This is a genomic window from Streptomyces sp. NPDC017202 (genome assembly GCF_044331705.1).
GTDB lineage: Bacteria > Actinomycetota > Actinomycetes > Streptomycetales > Streptomycetaceae > Streptomyces.
This window is the reverse complement of the sequence record NZ_JBIRNP010000011.1, coordinates 20,539-33,529: the sequence shown is the minus strand read 5'-3', so window position 1 is coordinate 33,529 and position 12,991 is coordinate 20,539. Positions and strand designations below refer to the sequence as shown.

Sequence of the window (12,991 nt, the reverse complement as noted above, 5' to 3'; positions counted from 1 at the left end):
CGTTGTCAGGCAGAGGGTTTCGGTGTCGGGGAGTCGGCCCGGCCGCCCGCTCCCAGGAGGCCCGTGGCCTCGAAGGGATGCGCGGCGGCCAGCCGGGGCAGTTCCCTGCGGGAGAGCATGGTGACCACCGGCGGCATGGCCGCCCGGACGAGTTGCGCGGCCCGCAGCCAGGACGGCACGTAGACGGTGGGACGGCGCCGCTCGACCGCGCGGACCAGCCGTTCCGCCACGAAGGGCGCGGGATACACCCTGCGGGCCGGCGGGGGCATGTGGCCGCGCAGTTCCCGCAGCACCGCGTGCGCGTCGACGTCGCGGATCATGTCGGTGTCGGTCCAGTTGATGTAGGCGATGCCCACGCCCACCCGCCGGTGGGCGACTTCGGCGCGCAGGGAGTGGCAGAACGACTCGACGCCCGCCTTGGAGGCGCAGTAGGCGCTCATCATCGGCGCGGCTCCGATGGAGGCGAGCGACGCCACCTGGAGGAAGTAGCCGCAGGTGTCGAACAGCGCCGGCAGATGGGCACGGGCGGTGACGGCACTGCCGACCAGGTTCACCTCCACCACCCGGCGCCAGATCGCGGGGTCCGACTCCGCGAAGGGCCCTCCCTCCGCCAGGCCGGCGTTCGCGACCACCACGGACGGCGCCCCCAGGCGTTCCCTCACCTCGGCGGCCACCTCCGCCATACGGTCGTCGTCGGTGACGTCCACCTCCCAGCACAGCGACCCGGTCGGCAGCCGTTCCCGGACCCTGGCCAGCGTGTCCTCCTCGCGGCCCAGCAGCGCCACCCGGACCCCGCGGTCGGCCAGCCGCACGGCGATCGCCTCTCCCAGCCCCCGTGCCGCTCCCGTCACCACCGCCGTACGGCCACGCAGCGGGCTCACGTTCCTCGTCACGCGGCGACCCCCTCGGCGCGGCGCGAGACCGACGGCGGACCGCAGTGCGGGTCCGCCGGGCCCGCCGGGCCCGCCGGAACCGTCGGGTTCGCACGGCCACGGGGCCGACGACCACCGCCCGCCGCCGCACCCCGGCGGCCCGCCGTCGTCCTCGTGGTCGCCCCGGTCGGTCGCGGCTTGCCCATGTGAGAGTCCCTTCCGGTCCGGCAGGAAGCGCCGTTGACGGCCCGGTCCCAGCCTGACCGCCCGGCCGGTGGAGCGCACCCGCACAGCCTGCTCGCACCCCCCGCTGCCCCTCGATCCAGCCGTACGGCTCAGCGGACACGCCTCCCGGCCGGACGCGACCCCGGCTCGGGGCCGGAGGTCGTCGGCCACCTGGTCGGCGGACCGGTCGCGGGGCACGGTCCGCCCACACAGGACTCCGCCGACCCTCCCTCCGCGAAATCCCCGACGGGGCGAACGGTCCGCCGGGGGCACGTGACGCCCGACGGGCCGGTCGGCCGCCAGTGCCGCGACAGGCGGCGTTCTCCCCGTCGCGACGCCCGGCACGCCCGCTCGCCGCACCGGCCGAAAGCCCGAGTACGTCCCGTACGAGGACTTCCGGCCGGCACCCCCCAGCCTTCGGCCGGCACCCCCCCAGCCTTCGGCCGGCACCCCCCCCAGCCTTCGGCCGGGGGCACCCCCAGAGCACGCACCGGACGCCGCTCCTCGACGGGCAGACGTCGCCTGCCGCGGCACTGGCGGCGGTCAGGCGTGGGAGAGGGCGAAGGAGACGAGGAAGCCGCTCACGGTGATCAGCCCGATGGCCAGGTGGGCGTCCTCGAAGGCCTCGGGAATCATCGTGTCGGCGATCATCGCGAGGATCGCCCCGGCGGCCACCGCGGTCACGGCGGCGATCACCGTCGCGGAGAAGTGGCCGACCACCGTGTAGCCGAGGACGGACGAGACGGTGCTCGCGGCCGCGATCGCGCCCCACACCCCGAAGACGTAGGCCTTGCCGCGCCCGGCCTTCTTCATGCCCGCCGAACTGGACAGCCCTTCGGGGACGTTGCTGATGAAGACCGCGGCGACGGTCACCAGACTGACCGATCCGCCGTCGAGCAGGCCCACCCCGATGACCGCGGACTCCGGGATGCCGTCGAGCAGCGCGCCGAGGGCGAGCGCCAGGCCCGAACCGCTCTGCTGAGCCTCCGTGGGCTGGGCGTGCGCCTGCCGGTCACCGGAGCGTTTGCGGTGCCGGGCACCCCGGCCGGCCAGCCACGCGTTGCCCGCGGTGTAGGCGGCGGCACCCGCCAGGGTGCCGGCCACGGCAGGGGCGAGCCCCGCCTCGTCGTACGCCTCCGAGAGCAGTTCGAAACTGACGGCCGACAGCAGCACTCCCGCGCCGAAGGCCATGACCGTGGCGATCACCTTCTGCGGTACCCGCAGGCCGAACCCCACCACCGCCCCGAGCAGCAACGCCGAACCCGCCACCAGACCCCACAGACCCGCCAGTGCCACTTCCGTCATGATCTCCGGGTACCCGGCGCGGGCGTCACCGTCCCCTGAACGCGCGGTGATGTGACCGGAAGCACGGGCGTGGCCTTCGGCGGCCGTCTCTCCGCAGCCGGTCGGCGCGCCCGTGGTGACACGGTCCGGCCCGCGGACCCACGAGGCCGCCCCGCCTCATCGGACGGGGCGGCCTGGGCCGCCTGACGGAACGGGTTCAGACCGCGTCGCGCCTGGGCAGGCGCCAGTTCGGGCGGGGGAAGTGGCAGGTGTAGCCCTCCGGGTAGCGCTCCAGGTAGTCCTGGTGCTCGGGTTCGGCTTCCCAGAACTCGTCGGCCGGGACCACCTCGGTCACGACCGGGCCCGGCCACAGGCCCGACATGTCGACGTCGGCGATCGTCTCCTCGGCGATGCGCCGCTGCTCGTCGTCCAGGTAGAAGATGGCCGAACGGTAGCTGGCGCCGATGTCGTTGCCCTGCCGGTTCTTCGTGGTCGGGTCGTGGATCTGGAAGAAGTACTCGAGGATGGTGCGGTAGTCGGTGGCGGCGGGATCGAAGACGATCTCGATCGACTCGGCGTGGCTGCCGTGATCGCGGTAGGTCGGATGCGGCGTGCCGCCGCCGCTGTAACCGACCCGCGTGCTGAGGACGCCGGGAAGCTTGCGGATCAGCTCCTGCATGCCCCAGAAGCAACCGCCGGCCAGCCACGCCTTCTGCTGGTCGTCACTCATGACGGGATCTCCCTTCCTTCGTTCGTGAGCGAGGTGCCCACGTGCGGTCGGACCGGTAACCCGTACGTCGACGAACTTCGGCGGATCGGGCAGTCGACCAATGGTCTCATCTTCAATCGTCACCAGTCAAGCAAGTGACGGTGCGGGTGGCGTTCCCCCCGTTGCCCCTGGTTCCCCGCGCTCCCCGCGTTTTCCTAGCCGGGTCAGGCCGACGCGTCGGCGCGGCCCGGGCCGTCCACGAGGCGGAGAGCACATCGGTCCGACGGCCGGGGCCGGACGGCGCCGGGGCCCGTGACGGGTTCCCGGTGTGCGCCCGGAATGCCGACTGGCCACACTGGAGTGGAGGAGAACCGACCGGGGTCGGCCCACTCCGGACGTCGAGCGTCCCCGGGCGGCCCGTGTCCGAGACCCCGACGCCGGATCGGTTCAGGAGGCCATGATGGGAGCGCTGGACGCACGGGTGGCGATCGTCACCGGGGGAGCCCGAGGGATCGGCGCCGCGACGGCTCGGCTGTTCGCCGCCGAAGGCGCGGCTGTGGTCGTGGCCGACGTCGCCGACGCCGAGGGGGAGGAACTGGCCGCGGAGCTCGGCCCTCCCTCCCGCTACGCGCACCTGGACGTCAGCGACGGGGACGACTGGCAGACCGTCGTCACGCGGACCGAACGCGAAGCGGGCCCCGTGTCGGTACTGGTCAACAACGCCGGGATCCTGGAGTGGGGCACCATCGAGGAGCAGTCCCCCGAGTCCTTCCGCAGGGTCGTCGACGTCAACCTCCAGGGCGCCTGGCTGGGCATGCGGACGACGGCGCCCTCCCTGCGCCGGGCCGGGGGAGGGGTGATCGTGAACATCTCCTCCATCGCCGGCCTGACCGGGTACACGGGCATCGGGGCGTACGTGGCCAGTAAGTGGGGGCTGCGGGGCCTGACCAAGACCGCGGCGCTGGAACTCGCCGCGGACGGGATCCGTGTCTGCTCGGTCCATCCGGGGGCCGTGCGCACCGGGATGACGGCCGACTTCGACGACTCCTTCACGGCCGCGCAGCCGCTCCCGCGGTTCGGTGAGCCCGGGGAAGTCGCCCGCATGGTGCTCTTCATCGCCACCGGCGCCACCTATTCGACCGGTGTCGAGTTCGTCCTGGACGGCGGCGCCACCGCCGGGCCGTCCACCGACCTGCCCGCTGCCGACTGAAACCGGCCCCTTCCGGGCTGTCCGCCCCGTGAGGGGATCCCCCGCGCGCCACGGCACGACCCTGCGCCACGGCACGCCCCTGCGCCTGCGGCCAGGACCGGTCCGCGAGGAGCGTGACGGCCGCCGGGCGTGAGCACCCGCCCCGCGATCACCGCGGAGGGGGCGCCGAGGACCGGAGCCTCCCGCCGGACTCGCGTGGCGCCTGCGCCCGCTCGTCGGCCGGGGCCGGGGCCGCGGCCGGTTCATGGCGGCGGCCGACGAGCGGCGGCGAGTACGGCGATGCCCCGGTCGCCGCCGCCGACGTACTCGCCGACGGTGTGCCGGGGCGGACGGATCAGGGGTTTTCCAGAGCCTGCTCGACGGTGGCGTGGCAGGGGATGATCTCGTCGATCCCCACGATGTGCAGGACGTGCAGGACCTGCGCCTGCGCACCGGCGATGCGCAGCCACCCCGCGGTGGCGCTGACGGCTCGGTGGGCGACGACGAGGGAGTTGATGCCGCTGGAGTCCATGAAGGTGACACCGCTGAGGTCCACCACGACCCGTGACGGCGGCACCGCCCCGCGCCGCGGCAGCAGGGCCTCGCTGAGCACGTGCTTGACGTCGTGGTCGATCTCGCCGCGCACGACCACGACGCGTACGCCGTCGACCACGCTCTGCTCGATGACGAGCCCGTCCGGCCGGTCTGCTTTCGGGATGTCGGTCACTGTCTCCTCGACTGCGTTTACGCTTGCTCCGGGTCAGGACCATGCGTGGACGATTCTGCCTCACCGCCCGGGCCGGGTGCACGCGATCGGCTGTTCCGGACGGTGCATCCGGGGCAGACGTAGTCACCTGGTGGGACATCCGCGCTCGGTGGACGGGGAGTGAGGCGATGCTGGTGGAATCCGAGGCCGAGGACGGCGACTGCGGGGCGCCCGGTGACCGTCCGTTGCGTGCCGGCTTCGCCCTGGGCGGGGACGACGGCTGCATCGCCGAGGCCCGCCACCACGCCACCGCCTTCCTCGAACAGGCCCGCGACGGTCATCGGCTCGCCGTGTCCGCCCGCGCGACGGACCTGACCCAGTTGGTGGTCAGCGAGCTGGTCACCAACGCCCGCAAGTACGCCCCCGGCCCCGTCCTGATGGAACTGCGGATCGTCGCCGACAGCGTGGAGGTGACCGTGTGGGACAGCGATCCCACGGTCCCCGCCGCGCGGGCCACGGATCCGGCGAGGATCGGCCAGCACGGCCTGGAGATCGTCAAGGCGGTGACCGAGGATCTCTCGGTCCACCAGGAGCCGGTCGGCAAACGGATCACGGCCCGCATCGCTCTGGCCGACGCGGCTGACAGCGGTGTCGCCGCCCGCGGGCCGGTCTAGGGTCTTTCGTCGGGATCGGACCGGATCAGGCACCGGACCCCGCGAGCCTGGCATGATCCCGACGAGAGGCCCTCACCGCCGCTCCCGTTCGGTGCAAGGACTGTGGGCCCCGGGAACACCCGGGGCCCACAGTCCTTGCCGCTGTCTAGCGGGTCACCAGCGGTACCAGCGGCCCTTGCGGCCGCCCGTGTCCGCGCTGCGCATGACGAAGCCGAGCAGCCAGACGACCAGCACGATGACGGCGATCCACCACAGTGCCTTCAGCGCGAAGCCCGCGCCGAAGAGGATCAGGGCCAGCAGGAGAACAAGAAGCAGGGGAACCATCGTTATCAACCTCCGCCGCTCCTGGTGCCCGGCTAACGGAAGAACATACGGCCGGATCACCTGGTTTCTTCACCGCGCTTGCGGGCACCCCCCTCACTTTCTTCACCGAAGCTCACCTCGTCCGGGAACGCGAGGTCTTCCGGAGGCCCCTGCCGCGCGCCCGGCGGAGCGCGACGCCCCTCACGACGACTCGCGCACCACCAACTCGGTCGGCAGCGTCAACTGCTGCCGTTCGGCGCCGTGCCGGGTGATGTCGGTCAGGATCCGGGCCATCGTCCGGCCCACTTCCTCCACCGGCTGTCGCACCGTGGTCAGCGGCGGGGCGGTGTGGCGGGCGAGCACGGAGTCCTCGAACCCGACGACGGCGACGTCGCGCGGCACCTGCCGTTCCTGGCGGCGCAGTTCGGCCAGGGCGCCGACGGCCATGAGGTCCGACGCGGCGAACACGGCGTCCAGGTCCGGCGCGCGTTCAAGAAGCGAACGCATCGCCCGGCGCCCGCCCTCCTCGGTGAAGTCGCCGCCCTCGACCAGGGATTCGTCGGCTCGCACCCCCGCCTCGCGGTGGGCGTCGCGCCAGCCGGCCAGCCTGCTGCGGCCGACGTCCATGTCGAGCGACCCGGTGATGGTGGCGATGCGGCGCCGGCCCCGGTCCAGCAGGTGCCGGACGGCCGCCGCGGCGCCTCCGGCGTTGTCGGATTCGACGTAGCTCAGCCGCTCCCGCTCGTCCCTGCGGCCGGCCAGCACCGTGGGCAGCCCCATCTCCTCCAGGATGCCGGGCAGCCGGTCGCGCGCGTGGACCGAGACCAGCAGGACGCCGTCGACCCGGCGGGTCGCCACCGACGTGGTGAGCTGGTCCCGCTCGAGCTGGTCGCGGACTAGCGTGAGCTGCAACTGGGTCCCGGTCTCGGCGAGCGCGGCACTCACGCCGCGGATCAGGGCGGCGAAGAACGGCTCCGATCCGAGCCGGCTCTCGGACTCGGGGATCACCAGCGCCACCGAGTCGGTGCGGCTGGTGACCAGGCCCCGGGCCACGGAGTTGGGGATGTAGTTCAGTTCCTCGATCGCCGCCAGGACCCGCTCCCGGGCGTCCGCGCTGACGAGTTCCGAGCCGTTGATGACACGGGACACCGTGGTCCGTCCCACCCCGGCGCGGGCGGCGACGGTTTTGATCGTGGGCTGGCGGTTCCCTGTCATGTGCTCCTCCGGGCGGCTACCGCGGCGGTAGCGCCGCGGACGTGACCAGCGGCAATTGTGGCAGACGCCACGGTGGCGGCAGCGTCCTCGCCGGGTCGGGAGCCGGGTCGGGAAACGAACGTCGGACGTCCGGTTCGGCAACGAATTGTTTTCAGGCCATTGACACGGCCGTTCGCTGCCGCGAGTCTTCCAACCGCCGGTGGGCACGTTCCCACTGTGTAGTGGGCACGTTCCCATCACTCACTGTAACGCCGTAGCCCTGCCTATACCGCCACTCCGGTGCGTCAGCGCCGTCGCCAGGAGGACATCCATGAGCACTCACAGAAGCCCGCGCACGCGAGCGGCGGCGGTCGTCGCGGCCGCCGGTGCGCTCGCCCTCGTCGTCGGCTGTGGAGGCGGTGGCGACTCGGCGACGGGTGGCGGCAGGAAGGACGGCAAGGTCACCATCACCATGGGCATGTACGGGGTGATGGGCTTCAAGGAGACGGGCCTGCTCGAGCAGTACGAGAAGGAGAACCCGAACGTCGACATCAAGGCCGAGGTGGCCGGTGACGAGCAGACGTACTACACCGCCCTGCAGACCCGGCTGGCCGGGGGCAAGGGACTGAAGGACATCCAGGGCATCGAGATCGGCCGGGCCAAGGAGATCGTCGACACCCAGGCCGACAAGTTCGCGGACTTCTCCGACGTGACCGGCACCGACCACTTCCTGCCGTGGAAGCAGTCCCAGATCACCACCGCGGACGGCAAGGTGCTCGGACTCGGCACCGACATCGGCCCCATGGCCGTCTGTTACCGCAAGGACTACTTCGAGAAGGCCGGCCTGCCCACCGACCGCGAGGAGGTCGCCAAGCTCTGGCAGGGGGACTGGAAGAAGTACGTCGAGGTCGGGCGCACCTTCAAGAAGGACTTCAAGGGTGACGAGGTGGCGTACATGGACGCGGCGAGCGGCCTGTTCAACGCCATGGTCTACGGCTACTCCGAGCAGTACTACGACGCCAAGGGCGACCTGATCTACGACAAGAACCCCGCCGTCAAGGAGGCCTGGAACCTCGCCGCCGACGCCGCGGAGGCCGGCCTGACCGCCAAGCTCCGTCAGTTCCAGCCCGGTTGGGACCCCGGCCTGGCCAACGGCACCTTCGCCACGGCCGTCTGCCCGGCCTGGATGCTCGGCCACATCGGCGAGAAGGCGGGCGCCGCCAACAAGGGCAAGTGGGACGTCGCCAAGGCACCCAAGGGCGCCAACTGGGGCGGTTCCTTCCTCGGGGTGGTCGAGCAGAGCCCGGTGCAGGAGGAGGCCAAGAAGCTCGTCGCCTGGCTGACCGCGCCCGAACAGCAGGCGCACATCTTCGAGAAGCAGGGCAGCGTCCCGTCCTCGCAGAAGGCGCTGGAGATGCCCGAGGTGCAGAACGTCACCTCCGAGTACTTCAACAACGCCCCGATCGGCCAGATCTTCGGCGCGGCCGCCCGGGAGATCCCCGACAAGCAGGTCCTCGGCCGCAAGGACGGCACGATCAAGGACACCTTCTCGCAGGGCCTGACCCTCATCGAGCAGCAGGGCACCTCGCGCGACGAGGCCTGGAAGACCACCGCGGAGCGCATCGAGAAGGCGGTCGGCTGACCCGTCGCCCTCGGCCGGCCGGCCGGGTCCGCGCGCACCTCGCCCGCGGGCCCGGGCGGCCGGCTCACACCCCCGCTCTCAGAAAGGAACCCCGGTGGCCACCTCCATCACCAAGGCCCAGGCCGGCGAGGGGCGTCGAGGACCGTCCCGGCCGGACGGCGACGGCGCGGGCCGGCGACGCGGCGCGCTGCTGCACCGGCTGGACGTCAAGGGCGCACCGTACGCGTTCGTCGCCCCGTTCTTCGTCGTGTTCGCCGCCTTCAGCTTCTACCCCCTCGTCTACACGTCCTGGATCTCCCTGCACCGGGTGGAACTGGCCACCCTCGACGTCATGGAGTGGGTGGGGTTCGACAACTACGTCGACCTCTGGAACGACTCCCGGTTCTGGAACGCCCTGGCGAACACCTTCACCATCGGCGTCATCTCCACCGTGCCGCAGCTGCTGATGGCGCTCGGCCTGGCCCACCTGCTCAACTACAGGATGCGCGGCTCGCTCTTCTTCCGCATCGCCTCGCTCGTCCCCTACGCCACCTCGGTCGGCGCCGCCGCCCTCGTGTTCACCATGCTGTTCGAACGCGACTTCGGCATGATCAACTGGACGCTCGGTCTGGTCGGCCTGGACCCGGTCGACTGGGAGGCCGACAAGTGGCCCGCCCAGGCCGCGATCTCCACCATCGTCATCTGGCGCTGGACCGGATACAACGCGCTGCTGTACCTGGCCGCCATGCAGGCCATCCCGGCCGACCGCTACGAGGCCGCCGCCATCGACGGGGCCTCCCGCTGGCGGCAGTTCACCAACGTCACCGTGCCCGGGATCCGCTCCACCATCGTCTTCACCATCGTGCTCTCCACCATCGGCGCGACGCAGCTGTTCGGCGAACCGCTGATCTTCGGCCAGGGACCCAACGGCGTGACGGGCGGTGCGGACAACCAGTACCAGACGCTGGGCCTGCTGCTGTACGAGGAGGGCTGGAAGAACTACCAGATGGGCCGCTCGGCCACCGTCGCCTGGGCGATGTTCCTGCTGCTCGTCCTCGTCCTCGTCACGCAGCGCCTGATCAAGCGCCTGCGCTCCCGCACGTCCTGACCAGGAGTCCCCATGACCACAGAAAGCCTCCCGGTCCGGGCGGACGCTCCGGCCCGGACCGCCCCGAAGAGGCCCGCCGTCCGCGGCGGCCGCCGGCTGCTGGGCCCGCGCGCCGGCCGCCAGCACCACGCGGGCCCGCTCGCCTACGTCCTGCTCGCGATCATGGCCGTCGTGTCGATCTTCCCGCTGTACTGGACCATGGTGGCCGCCTCGACCGACAACACCCGCGTCAGCCAGACGCCGCCGCCGTTCCTGCCCGGCCCGAACCTCTTCGGCAACCTCGCCCGCGCCTGGGACGAGGCGGCGATGGGCAAGGCCATGGTCAACAGCCTGATCGTGGCCGGCGTCATCGCGCTGTCCACCGTCATGTTCGCGACGCTGGCCGGCTTCGCCTTCGCCAAGCTGCGGTTCAAGGGCCGCAACGTGCTGCTCATGCTGGTGATCGGCACCATGCTGGTGCCGCCGCAACTCGGTGTCGTGCCGCTGTTCATGATGATGTCCGAGCTGGGCTGGTCGCAGGAACTGCCCGCCGTCATCTTCCCCACCCTGGTGAGCGCGGTCGGCGTCTTCTTCATGCGGCAGTACCTGTCGGAGGCGCTGCCGGACGAGCTGGTCGAGGCCGCCCGCGTGGACGGCGCGCACTCCCTGCGGATCTTCTGGAGCATCGTGCTGCCCGTGGCGCGCCCCGCGATGGCCGTCCTGTTCATGATCACGTTCGTGCACGCCTGGAACGACTTCTTCTGGCCCTTCGTGGTGCTCGACATGACCAATCCGACGGTCCCCGTGGCCCTCACCCAGCTCAGTGCCGGATACATCCGGGACCAGTCCCTGATCATGGCGGGCGCACTGCTCGGCACGCTGCCGCTGCTGGCGATGTTCGTCGTCTTCGGCCGTCAGATCGTCAGCGGCATCATGGCGGGCGCCGTCAAGGGCTGACCCGGCGCACCGGCCCGGCGGCGCACCGGCCCGGCGGCGCACCGGCCCGGCGGCCGGCCACCGGTCCCGCCCCGCACCCGGACCCCGTACGCCCCTCCACGCCACCCACTCACTCACCCACCCGCTCACCCACCCGGAAAGGACCTACGTGGTCACCGCAGCACAACAGCACACCGCCCCCGGCCCGCAGGCCCCCCGCACCTTCCCCGAGGGCTTCCTCTGGGGTTCCGCGACCGCCTCCTACCAGATCGAGGGGGCCGCCGCGGAGGACGGCCGCAAGCCGTCCATCTGGGACACCTACGCCCGCACCCCGGGCCGGGTCCGCAACGGCGACACCGGTGACATCGCCACCGACCACTACCACCGCTGGCGCGAGGACGTGGCCCTGATGGCCGACCTCGGCATCGGCGCCTACCGCTTCTCCCTCGCCTGGCCCCGGATCCAGCCCACCGGCCGCGGTCCCGCCGAGCAGAAGGGCCTGGACTTCTACCGGCGTCTCGTCGACGAGCTGCTCGACAAGGGCATCCAGCCCGTCGCCACCCTCTACCACTGGGACCTGCCGCAGGAGCTGGAGGACGCCGGCGGCTGGCCGGAGCGCGCCACCGCCGAACGGTTCGCCGAGTACGCGGCCCTGGCCGCCGACGCACTCGGGGACCGGGTGAAGACCTGGACCACGCTCAACGAACCCTGGTGCAGCGCCTTCCTCGGCTACGGTTCCGGCGTCCACGCCCCCGGCCGCACCGATCCGGTCGACGCCCTGCGCGCCGCCCACCACCTCAACCTGGCCCACGGCCTGGCCGTCCAGGCACTGCGCGACCGCGTCCCCGCCGACGCCCAGTGCTCGGTCACGCTCAACATCCACCACGTCCGCCCGCTCACCGGCGACGACGCCGACACCGACGCGGTCCGCCGTATCGACGCCCTGGCCAACCGGGTCTTCACCGGACCGATGCTGCGGGGCGCCTACCCGGAGGACCTGCTCAAGGACACCGCGACGCTGACCGACTGGTCCTTCGTCCGCGACGGCGACCTGCGGCAGATCCGGCAGCCGCTGGACTTCCTCGGCGTCAACTACTACACGCCCACCCTCGTCTCCCGGGCCGACGGCAGCGGCACCCACACCTCGGACGGGCACGGCAGGAGCGCCCACAGCCCGTGGCCGGCCGCCGACGAGGTCGCCTTCCACCAGCCCCCGGGCGAGACCACCGCCATGGGCTGGGCCGTCGACCCGAGCGGCCTGTACGACCTGCTGGGCCGGCTGGCCGCGGACTTCCCCGGCCTGCCGCTGGTCATCACCGAGAACGGCGCCGCGTTCGACGACTACGCCGACCCCTCCGGCAACGTCAACGACCCCGCCCGCATCTCCTACCTGCGCGGCCACCTGGCCGCCGTGCACCAGGCCATCGCGGACGGCGCGGACGTGCGCGGCTACTTCCTCTGGTCGCTGCTGGACAACTTCGAGTGGGGATACGGCTACAGCAAGCGTTTCGGCGCCGTCTACGTCGACTATCCGACCGGCACCCGCATCCCCAAGGCCAGCGCCCGCTGGTACTCCGGGGTCGCCCGCACCGGCGTGCTCCCCGGCGCCTGACCCCGCCCCGGTCGGCCCCGTCGCACGGGAACGGGGCCGACCGCCGTGCGGCGGGAAGCGCGCGCGGCAGGACGTCAGCAGGCGTCGTACTTCCAGCCGCCGTCCTCCAGCGCCCACGGCTGCGACCGCTGGTCGAACTCGGGCAGGCCCTGGACCTTGTAGCTGACGCGGCCGAGCTTGCCGGACACCTCGGCCTGCACGTCGGTCGCCGGGTGGTCCGGCCCGTGGTCGGCCTTCGCCCGCTTCACGACGGCGGCGTACGCGTCCGCGCCGATCTTTTCGCGGCAGCGTGCGGAGAGCATGCCGTACGCCGTGTCGGTGTCGGCCGCGAAGTAGGCCGAGGTGTAGACGGCCGCGGCGGCCTCCAGGTCGTCCCCCTCGTGCTCCTGCGGCACGGCGACGGTCTGCTCGGCGTCGGCCGGACCGGAGTCGCTCGCGGACGCGCCGTCGTCCTTGCCGGACGAGCAGGCCGTGAGGGCGAGAAGCCCCGCGGCGACGATGATCGAGGCGCGAGTGCGCATGATGTCCCCCCAAAACGGTGTGGCTGAGGGGAAATCGTGCCACAGCGCCGTCAGGTCG

The 12,991-nt window shown here is 72.0% G+C and carries 13 protein-coding genes; 6 read left to right on the top strand and 7 right to left on the bottom strand.

All coding sequences use genetic code 11. The annotated features are described in order from the left end of the window. Positions 1 to 5: 5 nt before the first annotated feature. The 3 genes from ACH4N1_RS21740 to msrA all read right to left on the bottom strand — a co-directional run bounded on the left by ACH4N1_RS21740 (position 6) and on the right by msrA (position 3,111). Positions 6 to 893, bottom strand: a complete 888-nt coding sequence (locus tag ACH4N1_RS21740; protein WP_398099246.1) for an SDR family oxidoreductase — start codon at positions 891 to 893, stop codon at positions 6 to 8. A 747-nt stretch (positions 894 to 1,640) separates the two neighbouring features. After that, complete coding sequence (locus ACH4N1_RS21735) at positions 1,641 to 2,402, bottom strand: ZIP family metal transporter (RefSeq protein ID WP_398099244.1); 762 nt, start codon at positions 2,400 to 2,402, stop codon at positions 1,641 to 1,643. 196 nt (positions 2,403 to 2,598) lie between these two features. Next, entirely contained in the window at positions 2,599 to 3,111 is a 513-nt protein-coding gene (gene msrA, locus ACH4N1_RS21730) for a peptide-methionine (S)-S-oxide reductase MsrA (RefSeq protein WP_398099243.1), read from the bottom strand. A gap of 439 nt (positions 3,112 to 3,550) precedes the next feature. Between msrA and ACH4N1_RS21725 the strand changes: the two genes are divergently transcribed. After that, positions 3,551 to 4,300, top strand: coding sequence for an SDR family NAD(P)-dependent oxidoreductase (locus ACH4N1_RS21725; RefSeq protein ID WP_398099242.1), 750 nt, complete (start codon positions 3,551 to 3,553; stop codon positions 4,298 to 4,300). A gap of 334 nt (positions 4,301 to 4,634) precedes the next feature. Here ACH4N1_RS21725 and ACH4N1_RS21720 read toward each other — a convergent pair whose 3' ends face one another. Continuing rightward, complete coding sequence (locus tag ACH4N1_RS21720) at positions 4,635 to 5,006, bottom strand: STAS domain-containing protein (protein WP_398099240.1); 372 nt, start codon at positions 5,004 to 5,006, stop codon at positions 4,635 to 4,637. Between the two features lie 167 nt (positions 5,007 to 5,173). Between ACH4N1_RS21720 and ACH4N1_RS21715 the strand changes: the two genes are divergently transcribed. Beyond that, positions 5,174 to 5,659, top strand: a complete 486-nt coding sequence (locus ACH4N1_RS21715; RefSeq protein ID WP_398099239.1) for an ATP-binding protein — start codon at positions 5,174 to 5,176, stop codon at positions 5,657 to 5,659. 153 nt (positions 5,660 to 5,812) lie between these two features. On the opposite strand, the gene ACH4N1_RS21710 is transcribed toward ACH4N1_RS21715, so the two are convergent. Next, complete coding sequence (locus ACH4N1_RS21710) at positions 5,813 to 5,983, bottom strand: DUF5670 family protein (RefSeq protein ID WP_030933194.1); 171 nt, start codon at positions 5,981 to 5,983, stop codon at positions 5,813 to 5,815. A gap of 180 nt (positions 5,984 to 6,163) precedes the next feature. Further along, a complete protein-coding gene (locus ACH4N1_RS21705; protein WP_398099237.1) occupies positions 6,164 to 7,177 on the bottom strand; it encodes a LacI family DNA-binding transcriptional regulator in 1,014 nt (337 codons plus the stop codon). Between the two features lie 310 nt (positions 7,178 to 7,487). Here ACH4N1_RS21705 and ACH4N1_RS21700 point away from each other — a divergent pair, with 310 nt between their 5' ends. The 4 genes from ACH4N1_RS21700 (at position 7,488) to ACH4N1_RS21685 (ending at position 12,412) form a co-directional block, all read left to right on the top strand. Then, the gene (locus tag ACH4N1_RS21700) at positions 7,488 to 8,798 is read left to right on the top strand and encodes an ABC transporter substrate-binding protein (RefSeq protein ID WP_398099235.1); all 1,311 of its coding nucleotides are present in this window, start codon (positions 7,488 to 7,490) and stop codon (positions 8,796 to 8,798) included. A 94-nt stretch (positions 8,799 to 8,892) separates the two neighbouring features. Further along, complete coding sequence (locus ACH4N1_RS21695; protein WP_398099233.1) at positions 8,893 to 9,885, top strand: carbohydrate ABC transporter permease; 993 nt, start codon at positions 8,893 to 8,895, stop codon at positions 9,883 to 9,885. Positions 9,886 to 9,897: 12 nt separating this feature from the next. Further along, positions 9,898 to 10,821 carry a carbohydrate ABC transporter permease gene (locus ACH4N1_RS21690; protein WP_398099231.1) on the top strand — a complete coding sequence of 308 codons (924 nt, stop codon included), beginning with the start codon at positions 9,898 to 9,900 and terminating at the stop codon, positions 10,819 to 10,821. Between the two features lie 148 nt (positions 10,822 to 10,969). Beyond that, positions 10,970 to 12,412, top strand: a complete 1,443-nt coding sequence (locus ACH4N1_RS21685) for a GH1 family beta-glucosidase (RefSeq protein ID WP_398099229.1) — start codon at positions 10,970 to 10,972, stop codon at positions 12,410 to 12,412. A gap of 74 nt (positions 12,413 to 12,486) precedes the next feature. Here ACH4N1_RS21685 and ACH4N1_RS21680 read toward each other — a convergent pair whose 3' ends face one another. After that, positions 12,487 to 12,933 (bottom strand): hypothetical protein, encoded by a 447-nt coding sequence (locus tag ACH4N1_RS21680; RefSeq protein ID WP_398099227.1) that lies wholly within the window; start codon positions 12,931 to 12,933, stop codon positions 12,487 to 12,489. Positions 12,934 to 12,991: the final 58 nt, after the last annotated feature.

Coding starts and splice junctions, on each gene's coding strand:
- ACH4N1_RS21735 (WP_398099244.1), bottom strand. CDS start 2,402: ATGACGGAAGTGGCACTGGCGGGTCTGTGGGGTCTGGTGGCGGGTTCG.
- msrA (WP_398099243.1), bottom strand. CDS start 3,111: ATGAGTGACGACCAGCAGAAGGCGTGGCTGGCCGGCGGTTGCTTCTGG.
- ACH4N1_RS21725 (WP_398099242.1), top strand. CDS start 3,551: ATGGGAGCGCTGGACGCACGGGTGGCGATCGTCACCGGGGGAGCCCGA.
- ACH4N1_RS21715 (WP_398099239.1), top strand. CDS start 5,174: ATGCTGGTGGAATCCGAGGCCGAGGACGGCGACTGCGGGGCGCCCGGT.
- ACH4N1_RS21710 (WP_030933194.1), bottom strand. CDS start 5,983: ATGGTTCCCCTGCTTCTTGTTCTCCTGCTGGCCCTGATCCTCTTCGGC.
- ACH4N1_RS21705 (WP_398099237.1), bottom strand. CDS start 7,177: ATGACAGGGAACCGCCAGCCCACGATCAAAACCGTCGCCGCCCGCGCC.
- ACH4N1_RS21700 (WP_398099235.1), top strand. CDS start 7,488: ATGAGCACTCACAGAAGCCCGCGCACGCGAGCGGCGGCGGTCGTCGCG.
- ACH4N1_RS21690 (WP_398099231.1), top strand. CDS start 9,898: ATGACCACAGAAAGCCTCCCGGTCCGGGCGGACGCTCCGGCCCGGACC.
- ACH4N1_RS21680 (WP_398099227.1), bottom strand. CDS start 12,933: ATGCGCACTCGCGCCTCGATCATCGTCGCCGCGGGGCTTCTCGCCCTC.